The sequence below is a fragment of the Geobacillus sp. YF-1 genome, assembly GCF_052692335.1.
Window position 1 is genome coordinate 1892753 of the sequence record NZ_CP199850.1, and the last position, 14574, is coordinate 1907326.

Genomic DNA, 14574 nt, shown 5'->3' on the forward strand with positions numbered 1-14574 from the left:
CCGCTTTCTTTATCCATGATGAAGGCTGCTTTACTTCTTGCTCAACCTCTCTTTTTATAAATCCGTTCCGGGCGGCCGACTGATCCGTAAACAATATCAGCTGATACTTGCCCTGTGGAGACAAGGTACTCTAAATACCGGCGGGCCGTCGTTCGGCTCGTGCCGATTTGCCGTCCGACTTCTTCGGCCGTCACACCATCTTGACACTGTTTCACCACCATCAGCACTTTTTCAAGGGTTAACGGCTGAATGCCTTTTGGAAGCATCGGTTGGTCCCTAACCGGAGCCTCCCGCCCGATCAGTTTGTCGACATCCTCTTGATCGATCCACTCTTTTTCTTTCATCCACTGCTGCATTTTACCGTGATACTCTTTATACCGATTTAATGTTTCCACAAAACGGTCAAACATCATCGGTTTGATAATATAGTCAAACACCCCGCCGTGCAGCGCCTGTTTTAGCGCGTCAATTTCACGGGCTGCTGTGATCATAATAATGTCGATATTGGAAAAACGTTCACGCACCCACTTTAAAAAAGAGAGGCCGTTCATATCCGGAAAATAAACGTCAAGCAACAGAACGTCCGGCCGCAGCACCTCGGTCAGCTCCTTCGCTTCTTCAGCGTTTGTGGCGATGCCGACCACTTCATACCCTTCTACTTTTTCCACAAAGCGCCGATTGATCTCGGCAATGCGGCGGTCGTCCTCAATAATCAGCACACGAATCACCGACATCTCTTCCCCCCTCTCAATGATGGCCAGCCTGAGCTAGCCGCTTCGGGATAATGACGGTAAACACCGTTCCCGCTCCTTGTTTCGACTCGTATGTGATTTGCCCGCCAAGCATCGCCAGTGCTTTACTGACGAGATCCAGCCCATATCCTCGACGGCCATTGGCTTTTGTCGAAAACCCTCGTTCATATATTCGTTCCGCCAAAGCCGGATCAATGCCGGGACCGTTATCTTCCACTTCAATAATCAAATCGTCGCCCAAGTCCGTCAAAAAAATGGTCACTCGCTTCTCTTCTTTCCCGTTATGGAGAGCCGCCTCCATAGCATTGTCCAATAAGTTGCCGATAATCGTCACCAAATGGTCGCGGTCGATCGCAGGTGGCACATCGCGGAAACTGCTTTCCCGATCAATCGTAAACGTAATTTTTAGCTCGTTGGCGCGATTGAACTTGCCGATCAACAGCCCGCCAATGATCGGATCCGGAATTTCCTTCATGATAAACCGGACAATGTTTTGTTGCAAGTCGGTTTCTTTTGTAATCCATTCAAGCGCTTCCTCATACGATTCCAATTGAATCAGACCGGAGATCAAATACAACTTATTCGAAAACTCGTGCGTTTGCGCCCGCAACGCATCCGCATAGCTTCGCAGCTGCGACAGCTCTTTCGTTAGGCGGTACAACTCCGATTTGTTGCGAAACGTCGACACCGCTCCAATCACGCGGCCCGTTTGATCTTTTATCGGAACGCGATTCGCAATGACCGTTTCTTCACCTAACACCATTTCATCGTCAAATTCCGCCTGCCCCGTTCGAATGACTTCAGGCAACCTCGAGTGGGGAATAAGCTGTAAGATAGGCATTCCCAATACACCACGTTCGTTCTCATACCCAAGCAACTTCAACGCGGTTCGATTGACCATTGTAATCGTTCCCTCTTGATTGATAGCAACAATTCCTTCACGAATCGCTTCTAAAATCGCCTGTTTTTCTTGATACAACAAGCCGATTTCTTCCGGTTCAAGACCGTGAATCGATTTTTTCACCGCCTTGGCAATCGCCACTGCGCCCGCCGCCCCGAGCAAAAGGGCAAGAACGGAGAAAAGAAAGATCTTCACACTATACGACCACACCGTGCGCTGAATATCCTCCAGCAAAAAACCAACTGAAACAATGCCGATCACATGTCCGTTTTCATCCAAAATCGGCGCTTTTCCGCGGATGGCCGGACCGAGCGAACCGACCGCCTCGGAAATAATGGCCTTGCCTTTGAGCACTTCTCCGTTGTCACCCCCCACCATCGATTTGCCGATCCGATCCGGCAGCGGATGGGCGTAGCGAATGCCTTGGCGGTTGCCGATCACTACATATTCCGCCCCCGTCTTTTGGCGGATGTGCTCGGCAAACGGCTGCAAGCGCACGGACGGATTCGGATCGTGAAACGCCTCACGCACAAGCGGAGTGGAGGCAACGGTCTCCGCCACGTTTAGCGCCCGCATGCCGATTTGTTGTTTAAGCGTTGCCGCAAACATATGTTGAAACAGAAACGTTAAAACCACAATTACAAGCAGCAACAATGAACAAATGATGACCATTAACCGTGTCTGAAGCTTCATTGCTTTTGCCCCTCAAACGGAAATAAAGAAAGACAATCCCCCATTAGGCGGAACGTCTTTCTTCTATATACTACATATCTTCACTGACAATGACCCTTTTCCCTCTTAATTTCATGACAAACGGCACAGTAATCCATAAAAAGGCGATCACCAACAAAACAAGCGAAATCGGCTTTTCAACGAAAACGAGATAATCGCCATTCGATGCCGTCAAGGCCCGACGCATATTGTTTTCAATCATCGGCCCGAGAACAAGCCCTAGCACAAGCGGTGCCAATGGATAGTCGTGCTCCGCAAGCCAGTAGCCAAGTAGACCAAACGCCAGCAGCAGGAACACATCAAACGTCGTCACTTGCACCGCATACACGCCAAAAACGGAAATGGCAATAATAAGCGGCAATAAATATTTCGTCGGCGTCTGGATAATTTTCGCGAACACTTTGACGAGCGGCATGTTGAGAATGAGCAACATGACGTTACCGATAAACATGCTGGCGATCAATCCCCAAGCAACAGCCGGATGCTCATCGAACAACAACGGACCCGGTTGGACGTTGTACATAATAAGCGCACCCATCAAAATCGCGGTTGTACCCGAACCGGGAATCCCTAGTGTCAAGAGCGGAATCATCGCTCCCCCAGAAGCGCCGTTGTTCGCCGACTCCGGCGCCGCGACGCCGGCGATCGTCCCTTGGCCAAACTTTTCTGGATGTTTGCTGATTTTCTTTTCAAGAATATAAGAGAAAAAGGAAGCGAGTGTCGCTCCAGCTCCCGGCAGCACGCCGATGAAAAACCCGAGCAGCGATCCGCGGGCGATCGGCCCCGCACTTTCTTTCAAGTCCGATTTGGTCGGCAAGATGCGCCCGATTTTGGCGATGTCCCCGTCGTTCGTCTCATGATGGAGAATGGACTTGAATACCTCTCCTAACGCAAATAGCCCGACCGCTACGGTTAAAAACTCGAGACCTCCGTATAAATAGGAAATGTCGTACGTAAAGCGGGCCACGCCGGAAACATTGTCGAGCCCAATCGTAGAAAGCAACAAACCGAACACGGTCATGATCCACGCTTTTGTCATCGATTTGCCGGCCAGTCCGCTCACCGCTGCCAACCCGAGCAGCATAAGTGAAAAATATTCCGCCGGGCCGAACTTCAACGCGACATTCGATAACGGCTGAGCTAATAGCACGAGGCCGATGAGCGAAACGATTCCGGCGACAAAAGAGCCGATCGCGGCAATGGCAAGCGCCGCCCCCGCCCTTCCTTGCCGGGCCATTTGATAACCGTCCAGCGTCGTGACAACCGATGACGATTCCCCAGGCGTATTTAACAAAATCGATGTCGTCGAACCGCCATACATCGCCCCGTAATACACGCCGGCCAGCAAGATGATCGAACTGGCGGCCGCCTGCTCCGGACTCAAGCCCGATGTCATCGACGCCGTCACCGGAATAAGCAGCGCCACCCCGCTCATCGGGCCAATCCCAGGGAGCACACCGACCGCCGTGCCGATCAGCACCCCAATAAACGCAAACAGCAAGTTATGCGGCTGCAGCGCCGTCTGAAATCCGTCAAGCAAAAACGATAGTGTACTCATGCTGCTCCTCCTTTCATTGGAACCAAATCGGCCAGCTTGGCAGCGTTCCTTGCAACAGTTTCACATAGAGGCCGTAGACGCCGAGCGAAAAGCCGGCGGCAATGGCGATCGACTTCCATAGCGCCCCCTTTTCCATCGTTTGAAAGCCGATAACAAGAAACAGAAACGTCGTGATTACATACCCAACCGTTTCAAGCAACGCTGCATAGAAAACAGCAGCAATGAAAATAATGAGAAACTTTTTGTACTGCCGAGGCGGCTTCTCCCCCGCCGAATCCTTATAGCCTCTCGTTTCAAACAACAGCTTGATGCTTAATAATGCCAGAACAAGTCCAAGCAAAAACGGAAATACGTTCGGTCCTACCGCACTGCCGTAGGCGCTTTTCGATAGGCGCAAGCTTTCCGCCATAAACAGGGAACCAACCGCCAAGAATGCCACCGCCGCGATCCGATCAGCCGTTTTGTTCATCGTTGCACCTCCTGTCTTGGAAAAAAGGGGAAGAACGTTCTTCCCCATGATCTTTACTTATGCATACCGAGCGACTTTAGGAGATCACCGACTTGTTGCTCTTGCTCTTGCAAAAATTTCGTAAACTCGTCCGAATTGCGGTATTCCGCTTCCCAGCCTTGTTTTTGCAGTTCTTCTTTCCACTTCTCATGCTCAGACAACTTTTTCAATGTTTCTTCCCAAAACGCTTTTGCCTCGGGAGACATTTGCTTCGGCCCAAAAACTCCGCGCCAAATTGTAAATTCCGCATCAATGCCAAGCTCTTTCATGGTTGGCACGTCTTTCAACACACCGCCGAGGCGCTCCGGAGCCGAAACCGCCAACACCCGCACTTTACCGGCTTTGAGATATTCGCCAACGGAAGAGGCATCGGTCGCAATGACATCGGCGTTGCCGCCAAGCAACGCAGCCATTGCTTCCCCACCGCCATCGTACGAAACATATTTGATCGATTTCGGATCAATGCCAGCTTTATAGATTGGCAGAATGGCGACTAAATGATCCATCGAGCCTGGCGCCGATCCCCCGGCCACAGTGACCGATTTCGGATCTTGCTTAATCGCATCAAGCAATTGGGTCAATGTTTGAAACTTGGAATCGGCCTTGACAACAATGACTCCGAAGTCTTTCGTCAACTGGGCGAGCGGCGTCGTGTCTTTGTAACCAAACGGGCTGTTCCCTTCTTTTTTCAAGTTATTGATAATAATCGGTGGAGAGTTGACAAATAGTTTGTAGTCGTTTTTCACATCTTGGGTGGCGTATTCAGCCATAAAGACCGCCCCGCCGCCGCCCGGTTTGTTTTCCACCGTCATGGTCTGTTTGACAAGCCCCGCCTCATCGAGCACTTTCGTAATCGCGCGGGCCGTTAAATCCCAACCGCCGCCCGCCCCGGACGGAGCGACAATGGTGATCGGCTTCGTCGGATAGTCTGAGGCCGATGAGCCAGCGTTCGAACCGGATGATTTCGATCCTGATGATTCATTGCCGCCACAGGCTGCCAAGGCGAGTGTCATCATCCCAACGGCGAGCAACCCCCGCCATCTTTTTTTCTTCATTCTCCCTTGCCCCCTTGTTTTCTTTGATAACGTTTTCATTCATAACGTTACCACGCCGCTAGATCGGCGTGAAGTTTTTGAAAATAAAATGAATTTTGTTCATTTTGTTCACAAGATTGCCCCGCTGTAAGCATCCTTCACCCAACTTCATTTCTTTCATCGCGGAAGACAATGGCTTCCATCTCTCAAAACAAAAGAAGAAGACCGCCATATAGACGGCCTTCTCTTGGTTCAGGTCTCATAGGTACGATAAAAACTGGCTGTAGGCATCTACATTCGTGTATCAACAGAAGAAGTTTCAATCCCTCATAGGTACGATAAAAACGAGTACCACACCGCCACATTCTTTAATAATGCTTGTGTTTCAATCCCTCATAGGTACGATAAAAACCTCTATCGCAAATTCAAGGTCCGAAATCATTCCTCGTTTCAATCCCTCATAGGTACGATAAAAACCTTCAAGTCCCCGACGCTCCCCTTATGTTCAAAAACGTTTCAATCCCTCATAGGTACGATAAAAACCGACCGAGAAATGTTTGTTGTTGCTTGTTTGAACAAGTTTCAATCCCTCATAGGTACGATAAAAACTTGCCAGTTGGCACTCGGCGAAAACGGTCTTTTTCTGTTTCAATCCCTCATAGGTACGATAAAAACGAACTGAACATTACATTTTTTAGACTGAATTGACTGTTTCAATCCCTCATAGGTACGATAAAAACCGATATCGTGAAAACTCAAGACCGCCCTTCATATGTTTCAATCCCTCATAGGTACGATAAAAACGTTGCAAGAATACAAGGAGCAGGGAAAACAAGTATGTTTCAATCCCTCATAGGTACGATAAAAACCAAACAAAGCCCGTGAAATCAGGTGTTTCCGTTGGCAGCTGTTTTCAGAATAGCATGTTTCAAAAATTGTGTCAATTTCTTTTTCCTTCGGTAGCTGGAAGGTGGGGGCGCTTTCAACGGTTGTCGTCGACCCCCGGGGGTTTTTGCGCGATTGGAGGTCGACGACAGAATATAAGAGATCTCCGAGCTTAACGCGAATCCATTTGTTTCATTTGAGCATATTCTTCCTTCACCGCCACGACGAGCGGATGGTCATGCTCCAGTCCCGCGTATTGCCGAAGCGCGCCTTCGATCCCGTGTTGTTCAATCGTTTGCTGAAGAACAGCAGCTTCGGCATCGCTAGGCTCATCAAACCGCAAGAGCGCGGCGATGCCTTTGACAAGCCCGGACGGCACGCTGTCGAATAAAGTGTAATATTGCACAGCCGGAGCGATGAGCCGGTCGTTCGGCCCGAGCTTGCGGATCGGTGAACGGGCGACGCGGACGATATCATCGGAAAGGGACGGGTTGGTGAAACGCCCGATCGTCGTTTCGATATAGGAACGGTGCTCTTCTTCATTCCATCCGTGCTTTTTCACTAAAACGGCTCCCGACTCACCGAGCGCCTGCTCGACATCGGCTCGGATGTCGCTGTCTTTCATGGCTTCCTGAACCGTTTCGTATTGTTTTTGGTAGCCTAAATAGGCGGCCAACGCGTGGCCGGTATTGACCGTAAACAATTTGCGCTCGATATACGGCCCTAAGTCAGCGACAAAATGAGCCCCTTGAATCGGTGGAACGGCGCCGATGACGTTTCGCGTTTCAATCGCCCATTCAAAAAACGGCTCGACTGTCACCGCGAGTGGATCATCGCTCGTTTGGTTTGGAACGATGCGGTCGACGGCGCAATTGAGAAAACCAACGTGTTCATCTGCCAGCTGTTGCCCAGCGGCGGAAAGATGGGCAAAGACGTGCGTTTTCAGCGCTTCTGTGCCGCCGATCATGTTTTCACAGGCAATGACGTGAAGCGGCTGCTGATGAACCGTGAAGCGCCGCTCGAGCCCAGCGGCGATGACTGGCGCAATGGCCGGCAAAATGTGCGGCCCGACCGCGGTTGTCACGAGATCGGCGGCCGCGATCGCCTCCATGACATGTTCCCGTTCCGTTTGGCTGTTGAGAGCGGAAACGCCGCGCACCCACTGTTCTTCCCGCCGCTCGCCGGCAACGATGACGCGATACGCTCCCCGCTCCTTCAACAAACGGACGATTTGTTCGTTGACATCGACAAACACGACCTCATATCCCGACGCCGCCAGCAGGCTGCCGATAAAGCCGCGGCCGATGTTGCCGGCGCCGAAGTGGACGGCCCGCATTAGCCGTTCACCTCATGAAGAAGCTCGAGAATTTCCTCAGCCGTTTTGGCGTTCGCCATCGCTTCGACATGGTCCGCTTCCGCGCAGACAAGCGCGAGTTTCGAAAGAATATCTAAATGTTCCCCGTCTTTGCCGGCAATGCCGATGACGATCATTGCCTCGTTGCCGCCGCCAAAGTCAACACCGCCTGGAACTTGCACGATCGAAATGCCGGAATGCCTAACGAGTGATTTCGCTGCTTCCGTTCCGTGCGGGATGGCGACGCTGTTGCCGATATAGGTGGAGGTCAGTTCCTCCCGCTCCAGCATCGCGTCCACATAGGCTGGATCAACATACCCCTGCTTGACGAGCACATCGCCGGCTAGGCGAATCGCTTCTTCTTTCGTTTTTGGTTGGGCATTTAGCACAATGTTTTCTTTGTTTAAAATGGAATGGGTCAACATACATTTCACTCCTTCGTCGATGTCCAATAATGATCAAAAAATTGTTCTAGGTGGGTGCTGATGAGCGAATACACTTGTTTCTCATCGCCGTGCGCCAAGACGGCGATGCTTTGCTCATCTTTGACTAACAGCGAGCTGATATGGCTTAAAACAGCAAGCGTCGCCTCGTCCGCATCGGCAGGGCCAAGAAGCAGCACAACGGTGTTGATTTCCATCGGGTTCCCGTCCATGCCCGCCACCGTCTGCGGCTCATCAAGCCGATACATCGTCAGCGAAGGGCGAAGGACCGCGAAGCTGCGGGCGTGATAAAGCGCGAGCGACGTGTCAGGGACACCGAGCCCGCCCAGCGACTCCCGCCGCCGCAGCTCCCCGATGACGGCTTCGGCATCGACGATGACGCCGCTTTGTTCAAGGCGGCGGCAAGCGTCGGACAAGAGCCCGTGAACGGTGCGGTGCTTGACAACCTGCAGCGAAAATCCTTCTAACATGCCGACGATCGTCTCACTGATGCGCCCGATGGCTTTCATCGTTTTCAGTGTCTGTCGGTTAGGCTGCGCGTCTTGCCCGCGTTCTACTGGTTTTGCCACAGCGGCCGATTTTCGCTCTAAAAACGCGCGGATCGCCCGCGCTTCTTCCTCCCGCAACATCGGGCTGACGATGAAATACGGGCCGCGTTCCTCCGCAAGCGGCACGGTGGAAATGACGAGGTCGTACGCGCTTACGTCTTTCGTTTTCCATTCAAACACGGACGCTTGTTCGATGACAGCGATGTCCGGAATCTCTTTCTTCAGCCTTGTCGCCAAAATTTTTGCCGTCCCGAGCCCGCTTGAACAAATGACGAGCGCCCGCCAGCCTTTTTTCTCGCGCATGAGTGCAGCCGCAAAATGAAGCACTAAATAGCCGATCTCCTCCTCCGGCACTGAAACATCGCCAAACAGCTGCTTTGTTCCGGCGGCGACAATGGCAAACAGTTCCGCGTAGTCTTGCTTAATTGGATCAAGCAGCGGGTTGGCGACCCCCATCCCGTGCTCTAAACGGTACAAAGCCGGTTTCAAGTGAACGACGAGATCTTCGTATAGCGTCCGGTCGGCGGACAAATCGACACCGAGCTCCCGGCTGACGAAACGGATGAGCTGCTGCGCTTTCATGCCGACGGCTAAACTCGGCTCCTCCATCACCATTCCTTGGCGGCTGCGCCATTTCGCTCCCATTAGGTGCATCGTCATATAGCCGATCTCTTCTTTGGGGATGTCAATGCCAAACACTCTTTCCAACGATTCGGCAAGCACCTCCGCGATTTCATACTCTCTCGTCGCCTGAAGCGCCTGCAAATCACGCAGGTCGAAATGAATCGCTTCCCCCCGCTTGATGCGCTCGATGGCGAGCGCCAAGTGAACGACGAAGGCGATGTACGAACTGTCGGCCATCGTAAACGGGAACGTTTCTTTCACCTGCGCGATTTGTTGTTCAATGACGGCCAACTTTTTCCGGTCGACCAGCCCGAGCAGTTTTTCCGCCACTGTATCGAGTGGGTCGTCCGGCCGTCTCTGAATCGTCTCTTTCATCAGCGCCAAAAATTCGTGTTCATCGACATGGCGAAATAGCAGTTCGCCAATGAGGCGCCGTTTCGCCGATTCGGAACCGGTAAGCTCGACGCCGTACCCGCGCTTGCGAATGAGCGAAAGCCCGTACGCTTCAACCGTTTTCTCCAGTTTATCCAAATCCAAGCTGACCGTAGCGACCGTAACATTTAGGTCATTCGCCAATGAGACGAGTTTCACCGGCTCGTCTGCTTCCAACAAGGCGATTAAAATCATCAGCTGCCGCTCTTCCGGCGTATATTCATGGTGAGAAAGATGAAGCAGCTCCACAGCCAGCGCCTGCTTCTGTTTCTTTTCTCCCGCGAGACGAATGCCAACCCCTGCTTTTTTCACCAACTCGAGCCCGTAGCGCCGCAAAACGGATTCAAGACCTTGCAAATCGCGGTGGACCGTGCGGGCGCTGACATTCAGCTCCTCAGCCAGTTCGCCGACCGTCATTTCCCGATCATCGGCCAACAAACGCTCAAGCAGCTTTCGCTCCCGTGCCGATACGTACATCGCTGTTCACCTCCGATCCTAGGGCCATACTGTTGACACGTTTAAAATGTTTGATCGTCTTTTCATTTCTTATTGTAAGGGCTTTTTTCTTGATGTGACAATGAATAGATGTTTCGTTTTCGTCATTGTTATTGTTGACAGTTTTTAATTGGTCATACGTTCCGTTGTTCCAGCCACAGGGCCGCTTACGACAAAGATAGGACCGTTTGATCCACGACGGGTCTCATCGGCATGGTCAAAGACAAAGCCGGGCGGGAGCCTTCACCAATGACATCCTCCCACCGCCTGCGCCCACGCGGAGACGTAGAGAACTTCTTCTGTTTCGGATGATAAAAACGCAGGGGACCATTGGCTCCCCTGCGTTCTATTCAAGATTTAGGCATTCTTTTTCAATTGCTCGATCAACTCATCGTATTTCGGGCTGCTGAGGAAGTTTTCCACCGACACATGGTACGCGTTCGGCAGTTTCGCTTTCGCCCGGTCGGTTAAATTTTGGTGGGTGACGACAATATCGGCGTCGGCCGGCAGCTGATTGATCGCCGTGTTCGTGACTTCAATATCAAGGCCGGCTTTTTGTACTTTGTTGCGCAAAATCGACGCCCCCATCGCACTCGACCCCATTCCGGCATCACAGGCAAACACAATTTTTTTCACCCGGCTAGGAACGGCTTGAGCCACCGCTGGCGAAGCCGCTTCATTGTGTTGCAGCGCGGCAGCGACTTGGCTCTTTTTCCCTTTCAACTGCTCCATTTTCTCCGCCGCTTTCGCCAAATCTTCTTCCTCTTCGTTTTGCTTCGCCGCTTTTAAGAAAACCGAAGCGACAAGGAACGACACCGCTGCGGCGACGAACACACCAGCGAGCACGCCAAGATAATTTCCTTTTGGCGTCATCGCCAGCAAGGCAAAAATGCTTCCCGGCGACGGCACAGCCACCAGCCCGGCATGGAATACCGTAAACGTGAACACTCCGCTCACTCCACCGGCCATCGCCGCCAAAATCAAGATCGGACGCATGAGAATGTACGGGAAGTAAATTTCATGAATCCCGCCTAAGAAGTGGATAATCACCGCCCCTGGCGCCGACTGTTTCGCCATTCCTTTGCCAAACAGCCAGTACGCCAGCAAAATGCCAAGTCCTGGTCCAGGGTTTGTTTCCAACAGGAACAAAATCGATTTCCCGGTTTGCGCTGCTTGTTCGACGCCGAGCGGGCTTAAAATTCCATGGTTGATCGCGTTGTTCAAGAACAGCACTTTCCCCGGCTCGATGAAAATATTCGCCAGCGGCAACAAGTGCCAAGCGATAATTTTTTCGACCCCTGCCGCTAATGTTTGGCTGATCAAAGAAATGATCGGGCCCACCCCTTTAAAGGCGAGCAGCGTCAACACGCCGCCGACAATCCCGGCCGAGAAGTTGTTGACAAGCATCTCAAACCCTTGTTTTACTTTTCCTTGGAAGAGGCCGTCCACTTTTTTGATCACATAGCCGCCGAGCGGCCCCATGATCATCGCGCCTAAAAACATCGGAATTTCCGAACCGACGATGACCCCCATCGTCGCCGTCGCTCCGACGACACCGCCGCGGACGTCATAAATCATTTTGCCGCCCGTATACCCAATCAACAGCGGCAACAAGTACGTAATCATCGGCCCGACCAGCTTGGCAAACGTCTCATTCGGCCACCAGCCGGTCGGGATAAATAACGCCGTGATCATCCCCCAGGCGATAAACGCTCCGATGTTTGGCATAATCATGCCGCTCAAATAACCACCAAACCGTTGAATCTTTACACGGAAGCCTGTTTCGTTTCCGGTTGTATGCGTCATAAAGCTGTTCCTCCTTTTTGTTTGACTGTACCTTTATCTTAAAACGCTTACAACCGGCCTTCAATGAGAAGTAAACGCGACTTTGGCAAGGGGGTTGTTGACAAGGGTTAAAAAGAAAAAAGGCCAGCGTGGTGGGCAGGGCTACAGCGTTTCTTCCGCTAGTGATAAAGACGTCGGGAAAGATAAAATCCATTTTCAAGAAATAGTTCAGACAAAAGAGTCAATTGCCCAACGATCGACAGACCTATAATCGGTGTAGAATTGACCGTGACTCTATTCATTGTGATCCCTATTTTCATTACTCAATTTTTGCACCGTGTCCCAATCATCTTTGATGTGTTCCTCCGTATATTCCATCCAAGGAATCGCCTTCGAACGCAATACATCGATAAATTCTCCTAAGGATTTTCCGGCCAACTCAGCCGCTTTTGCCAGCGTCACCTGTTTTCCAACAAACAAACCAATCGCCAATGAAAGTTTTATTTTTGCCTCAACTGTGTTGCCTTCCAATTCATTAATGGCGGGCAAAAACTCTTTCGGCAAGTTCACCTGAAAATAGTCCATGGCCATTGAACTCACACCCTTTTTTGTTTTATTCTATCACACTCTGCTCCTTTTGGATGTGGTCACGGAACGAATAGCATTCCATAAATTTTTACTACACGCTCAACATGCCGGAAAATAAAAACAACTCAATTGAACACTCCTCACCCGCGCTCACGCAGAGAACTAAGGGATTATTGGAAGCAACCTCTACGGTAAGCTATCGGCTACGCCATCCTTGCACATCTCACCGTTGAACTTCCTCAAAACGATCGCAATCGAAACGTTTCTTTTGTTCTTTTGGCGCAAGAGGAAGATGTTAGTGACAGACGCCGGTTCATCCCTACTTACGCTCCTACTTGGAAGTGAAGGACTTCTCGGTTCGAGGTGATAAAAAAGCAGCCCTTGTCTAAACGGGCTGCTTTTCAGTCCATTTTACTGATATCTCGCCGTCACCATTTTCTTTCTCGTGTAAAACTCGACGCCGTCGCGGCCGTTGGCATGAAGATCGCCATAGAACGAGTTTTTGTAGCCCGAGAACGGGAAAAAGGCCATCGGCGCGGGGACGGCGACGTTGACGCCAAGCATGCCGGCGTCGATTTCTTCGCGGAACTGGCGGATCGCTTTGGCGCTGTCGGTGTAAATGCAGGCGCCGTTGGCGAACTCCGACCGGTTGGCGATCTCAATCGCTTCGTCCAAATCGCGGGCCCGGACGACCGACAGAACCGGGGCGAAAATTTCGTCCGTCCAAATCGTCATGCCCGGCTTGACATGGTCAAAAATCGTCGGGCCGATAAAGTAGCCTTTGCCGCTTGTCGCTGAGTCGCGGCGGCCGTCGCGGACAAGGAGCGCGCCTTCTTTTTCGCCGATTTCAATGTATTTGATCGTCCGTTCTTTATGCGCCTCGCGGATGACCGGGCCCAAAAAGACGCCTTGGTCAAGCCCGTTGCCGATTTGGATGCGGTCAGCGGCTTCTTTGAGCCGTTCGACCAACTCATCGGCGATCCCGCCGACGGCAACGACGACCGAGCACGCCATGCACCGCTCACCCGCCGAACCAAAGGCGGCGTTGATGATGTTTGTCACCGCCAGATCAAGGTCAGCGTCCGGCATAACGATCGAATGGTTTTTCGCCCCGGCGAGCGCCTGCACCCGCTTGCCGTGGGCGGCGGCCGTTTTGTATACGTACTCCGCAACCGGCTGCGAGCCGACGAACGAGACGGCTTTAATGTCTTTATGTTCTAAAATGCCGTTCACGACCTCGTGCGCTCCGTGGACAATATTGAGCACTCCCGGCGGCAGGCCGGCTTCGGTGAACAGCTCCGCCAGACGATTGGCCAACATAGGAGTCCGCTCGGACGGCTTCAGTACAAACGTATTGCCGCAAGCAATGGCGAGCGGGAACATCCAGCACGGCACCATCATTGGGAAGTTAAACGGCGTAATCCCAGCGACGACACCGAGCGGATAGCGATACATGCCCGATTCGATATTCGTCGCAATATCGGGCAGCTGCTGCCCCATCATGAGCGTCGGAATCCCCGCCGCAAACTCGACGCATTCAATGCCGCGCTGCACCTCGCCGTACGCGTCCTCGTATACTTTGCCGTTTTCTAGCGTCACCATTCTAGCCAACTCTTCCCAATGCTCGACAAGCAGCTGCTGGTAGCGGAACAAAATGCGGGCGCGGCGCGGAACCGGCACTTTCCGCCATTCACGGAACGCCTCTTTGGCGGCCGCCACCGCCGCATCCAGCTCCTCACGCGAAGAGAGGGGCACTTTGGCCAGCACTTCTCCCGTCGCCGGGTTCGGCACGATTTCTTCTTTTCCTGATGTCGAAGCGACCCATTGGCCGCCAATAAAGTTTTTCAATGTTTTTGTTTCGGTTACAGAGCCCATGAATGAAACCACCTTTCTAGAAAATCGAGGATAAGAGAATGGCCAAGAACATGCCGGCGA

General features: G+C 52.0%; 11 protein-coding genes and 1 CRISPR repeat array. All 11 genes read right to left on the reverse strand.

Going from position 1 to position 14574, the window contains the following annotated elements; translation table 11 throughout:
- Positions 1–41: 41 nt before the first annotated feature.
- The 11 genes from ACTVIM_RS09440 to ACTVIM_RS09490 all read right to left on the reverse strand — a co-directional run bounded on the left by ACTVIM_RS09440 (position 42) and on the right by ACTVIM_RS09490 (position 14514).
- On the reverse strand, positions 42–734 hold the full coding sequence (locus tag ACTVIM_RS09440) for a response regulator (protein ID WP_445612425.1): 693 nt from the start codon (positions 732–734) through the stop codon (positions 42–44).
- A 13-nt stretch (positions 735–747) separates the two neighbouring features.
- Positions 748–2346, reverse strand: coding sequence for an ATP-binding protein (locus tag ACTVIM_RS09445; RefSeq protein WP_445612426.1), 1599 nt, complete (start codon positions 2344–2346; stop codon positions 748–750).
- 70 nt (positions 2347–2416) lie between these two features.
- Positions 2417–3943, reverse strand: a complete 1527-nt coding sequence (locus ACTVIM_RS09450) for a tripartite tricarboxylate transporter permease (RefSeq protein ID WP_445612427.1) — start codon at positions 3941–3943, stop codon at positions 2417–2419.
- Positions 3944–3956: 13 nt separating this feature from the next.
- A complete protein-coding gene (locus ACTVIM_RS09455) occupies positions 3957–4412 on the reverse strand; it encodes a tripartite tricarboxylate transporter TctB family protein (protein WP_445612428.1) in 456 nt (151 codons plus the stop codon).
- Positions 4413–4465: 53 nt separating this feature from the next.
- A complete protein-coding gene (locus tag ACTVIM_RS09460; protein ID WP_445612429.1) occupies positions 4466–5506 on the reverse strand; it encodes a tripartite tricarboxylate transporter substrate binding protein in 1041 nt (346 codons plus the stop codon).
- Positions 5507–5801: 295 nt separating this feature from the next.
- Positions 5802–6354: a CRISPR direct-repeat array (repeat unit 30 nt; unit sequence GTTTCAATCCCTCATAGGTACGATAAAAAC).
- A 188-nt stretch (positions 6355–6542) separates the two neighbouring features.
- The gene (locus tag ACTVIM_RS09465) at positions 6543–7706 is read right to left on the reverse strand and encodes a mannitol-1-phosphate 5-dehydrogenase (protein ID WP_445612430.1); all 1164 of its coding nucleotides are present in this window, start codon (positions 7704–7706) and stop codon (positions 6543–6545) included.
- Positions 7706–8149, reverse strand: a complete 444-nt coding sequence (locus ACTVIM_RS09470) for a PTS sugar transporter subunit IIA (protein ID WP_033019124.1) — start codon at positions 8147–8149, stop codon at positions 7706–7708. The genes ACTVIM_RS09465 and ACTVIM_RS09470 overlap by 1 nt, the downstream gene beginning before the upstream one ends.
- Before the next feature lie 5 nt (positions 8150–8154).
- Entirely contained in the window at positions 8155–10248 is a 2094-nt protein-coding gene (locus tag ACTVIM_RS09475) for a BglG family transcription antiterminator (protein ID WP_445612431.1), read from the reverse strand.
- A 375-nt stretch (positions 10249–10623) separates the two neighbouring features.
- The gene (locus ACTVIM_RS09480; protein WP_445612432.1) at positions 10624–12072 is read right to left on the reverse strand and encodes a PTS mannitol transporter subunit IICB; all 1449 of its coding nucleotides are present in this window, start codon (positions 12070–12072) and stop codon (positions 10624–10626) included.
- 273 nt (positions 12073–12345) lie between these two features.
- A complete protein-coding gene (locus ACTVIM_RS09485; RefSeq protein WP_237746902.1) occupies positions 12346–12642 on the reverse strand; it encodes a UPF0175 family protein in 297 nt (98 codons plus the stop codon).
- A gap of 408 nt (positions 12643–13050) precedes the next feature.
- The gene (locus tag ACTVIM_RS09490; RefSeq protein WP_445612433.1) at positions 13051–14514 is read right to left on the reverse strand and encodes a CoA-acylating methylmalonate-semialdehyde dehydrogenase; all 1464 of its coding nucleotides are present in this window, start codon (positions 14512–14514) and stop codon (positions 13051–13053) included.
- Positions 14515–14574: the final 60 nt, after the last annotated feature.

Bases quoted from the DNA above. Each gene is read 5' to 3' on its own strand.
- ACTVIM_RS09450 (WP_445612427.1), bottom strand. From the start codon at position 3,943: ATGAGTACACTATCGTTTTTGCTTGACGGATTTCAGACGGCGCTGCAG.
- ACTVIM_RS09455 (WP_445612428.1), bottom strand. From the start codon at position 4,412: ATGAACAAAACGGCTGATCGGATCGCGGCGGTGGCATTCTTGGCGGTT.
- ACTVIM_RS09445 (WP_445612426.1), bottom strand. From the start codon at position 2,346: ATGAAGCTTCAGACACGGTTAATGGTCATCATTTGTTCATTGTTGCTG.
- ACTVIM_RS09460 (WP_445612429.1), bottom strand. From the start codon at position 5,506: ATGAAGAAAAAAAGATGGCGGGGGTTGCTCGCCGTTGGGATGATGACA.
- ACTVIM_RS09440 (WP_445612425.1), bottom strand. From the start codon at position 734: ATGTCGGTGATTCGTGTGCTGATTATTGAGGACGACCGCCGCATTGCC.
- ACTVIM_RS09490 (WP_445612433.1), bottom strand. From the start codon at position 14,514: ATGGGCTCTGTAACCGAAACAAAAACATTGAAAAACTTTATTGGCGGC.
- ACTVIM_RS09470 (WP_033019124.1), bottom strand. From the start codon at position 8,149: ATGTTGACCCATTCCATTTTAAACAAAGAAAACATTGTGCTAAATGCC.
- ACTVIM_RS09465 (WP_445612430.1), bottom strand. From the start codon at position 7,706: ATGCGGGCCGTCCACTTCGGCGCCGGCAACATCGGCCGCGGCTTTATC.
- ACTVIM_RS09485 (WP_237746902.1), bottom strand. From the start codon at position 12,642: ATGGCCATGGACTATTTTCAGGTGAACTTGCCGAAAGAGTTTTTGCCC.
- ACTVIM_RS09475 (WP_445612431.1), bottom strand. From the start codon at position 10,248: ATGTACGTATCGGCACGGGAGCGAAAGCTGCTTGAGCGTTTGTTGGCC.
- ACTVIM_RS09480 (WP_445612432.1), bottom strand. From the start codon at position 12,072: ATGACGCATACAACCGGAAACGAAACAGGCTTCCGTGTAAAGATTCAA.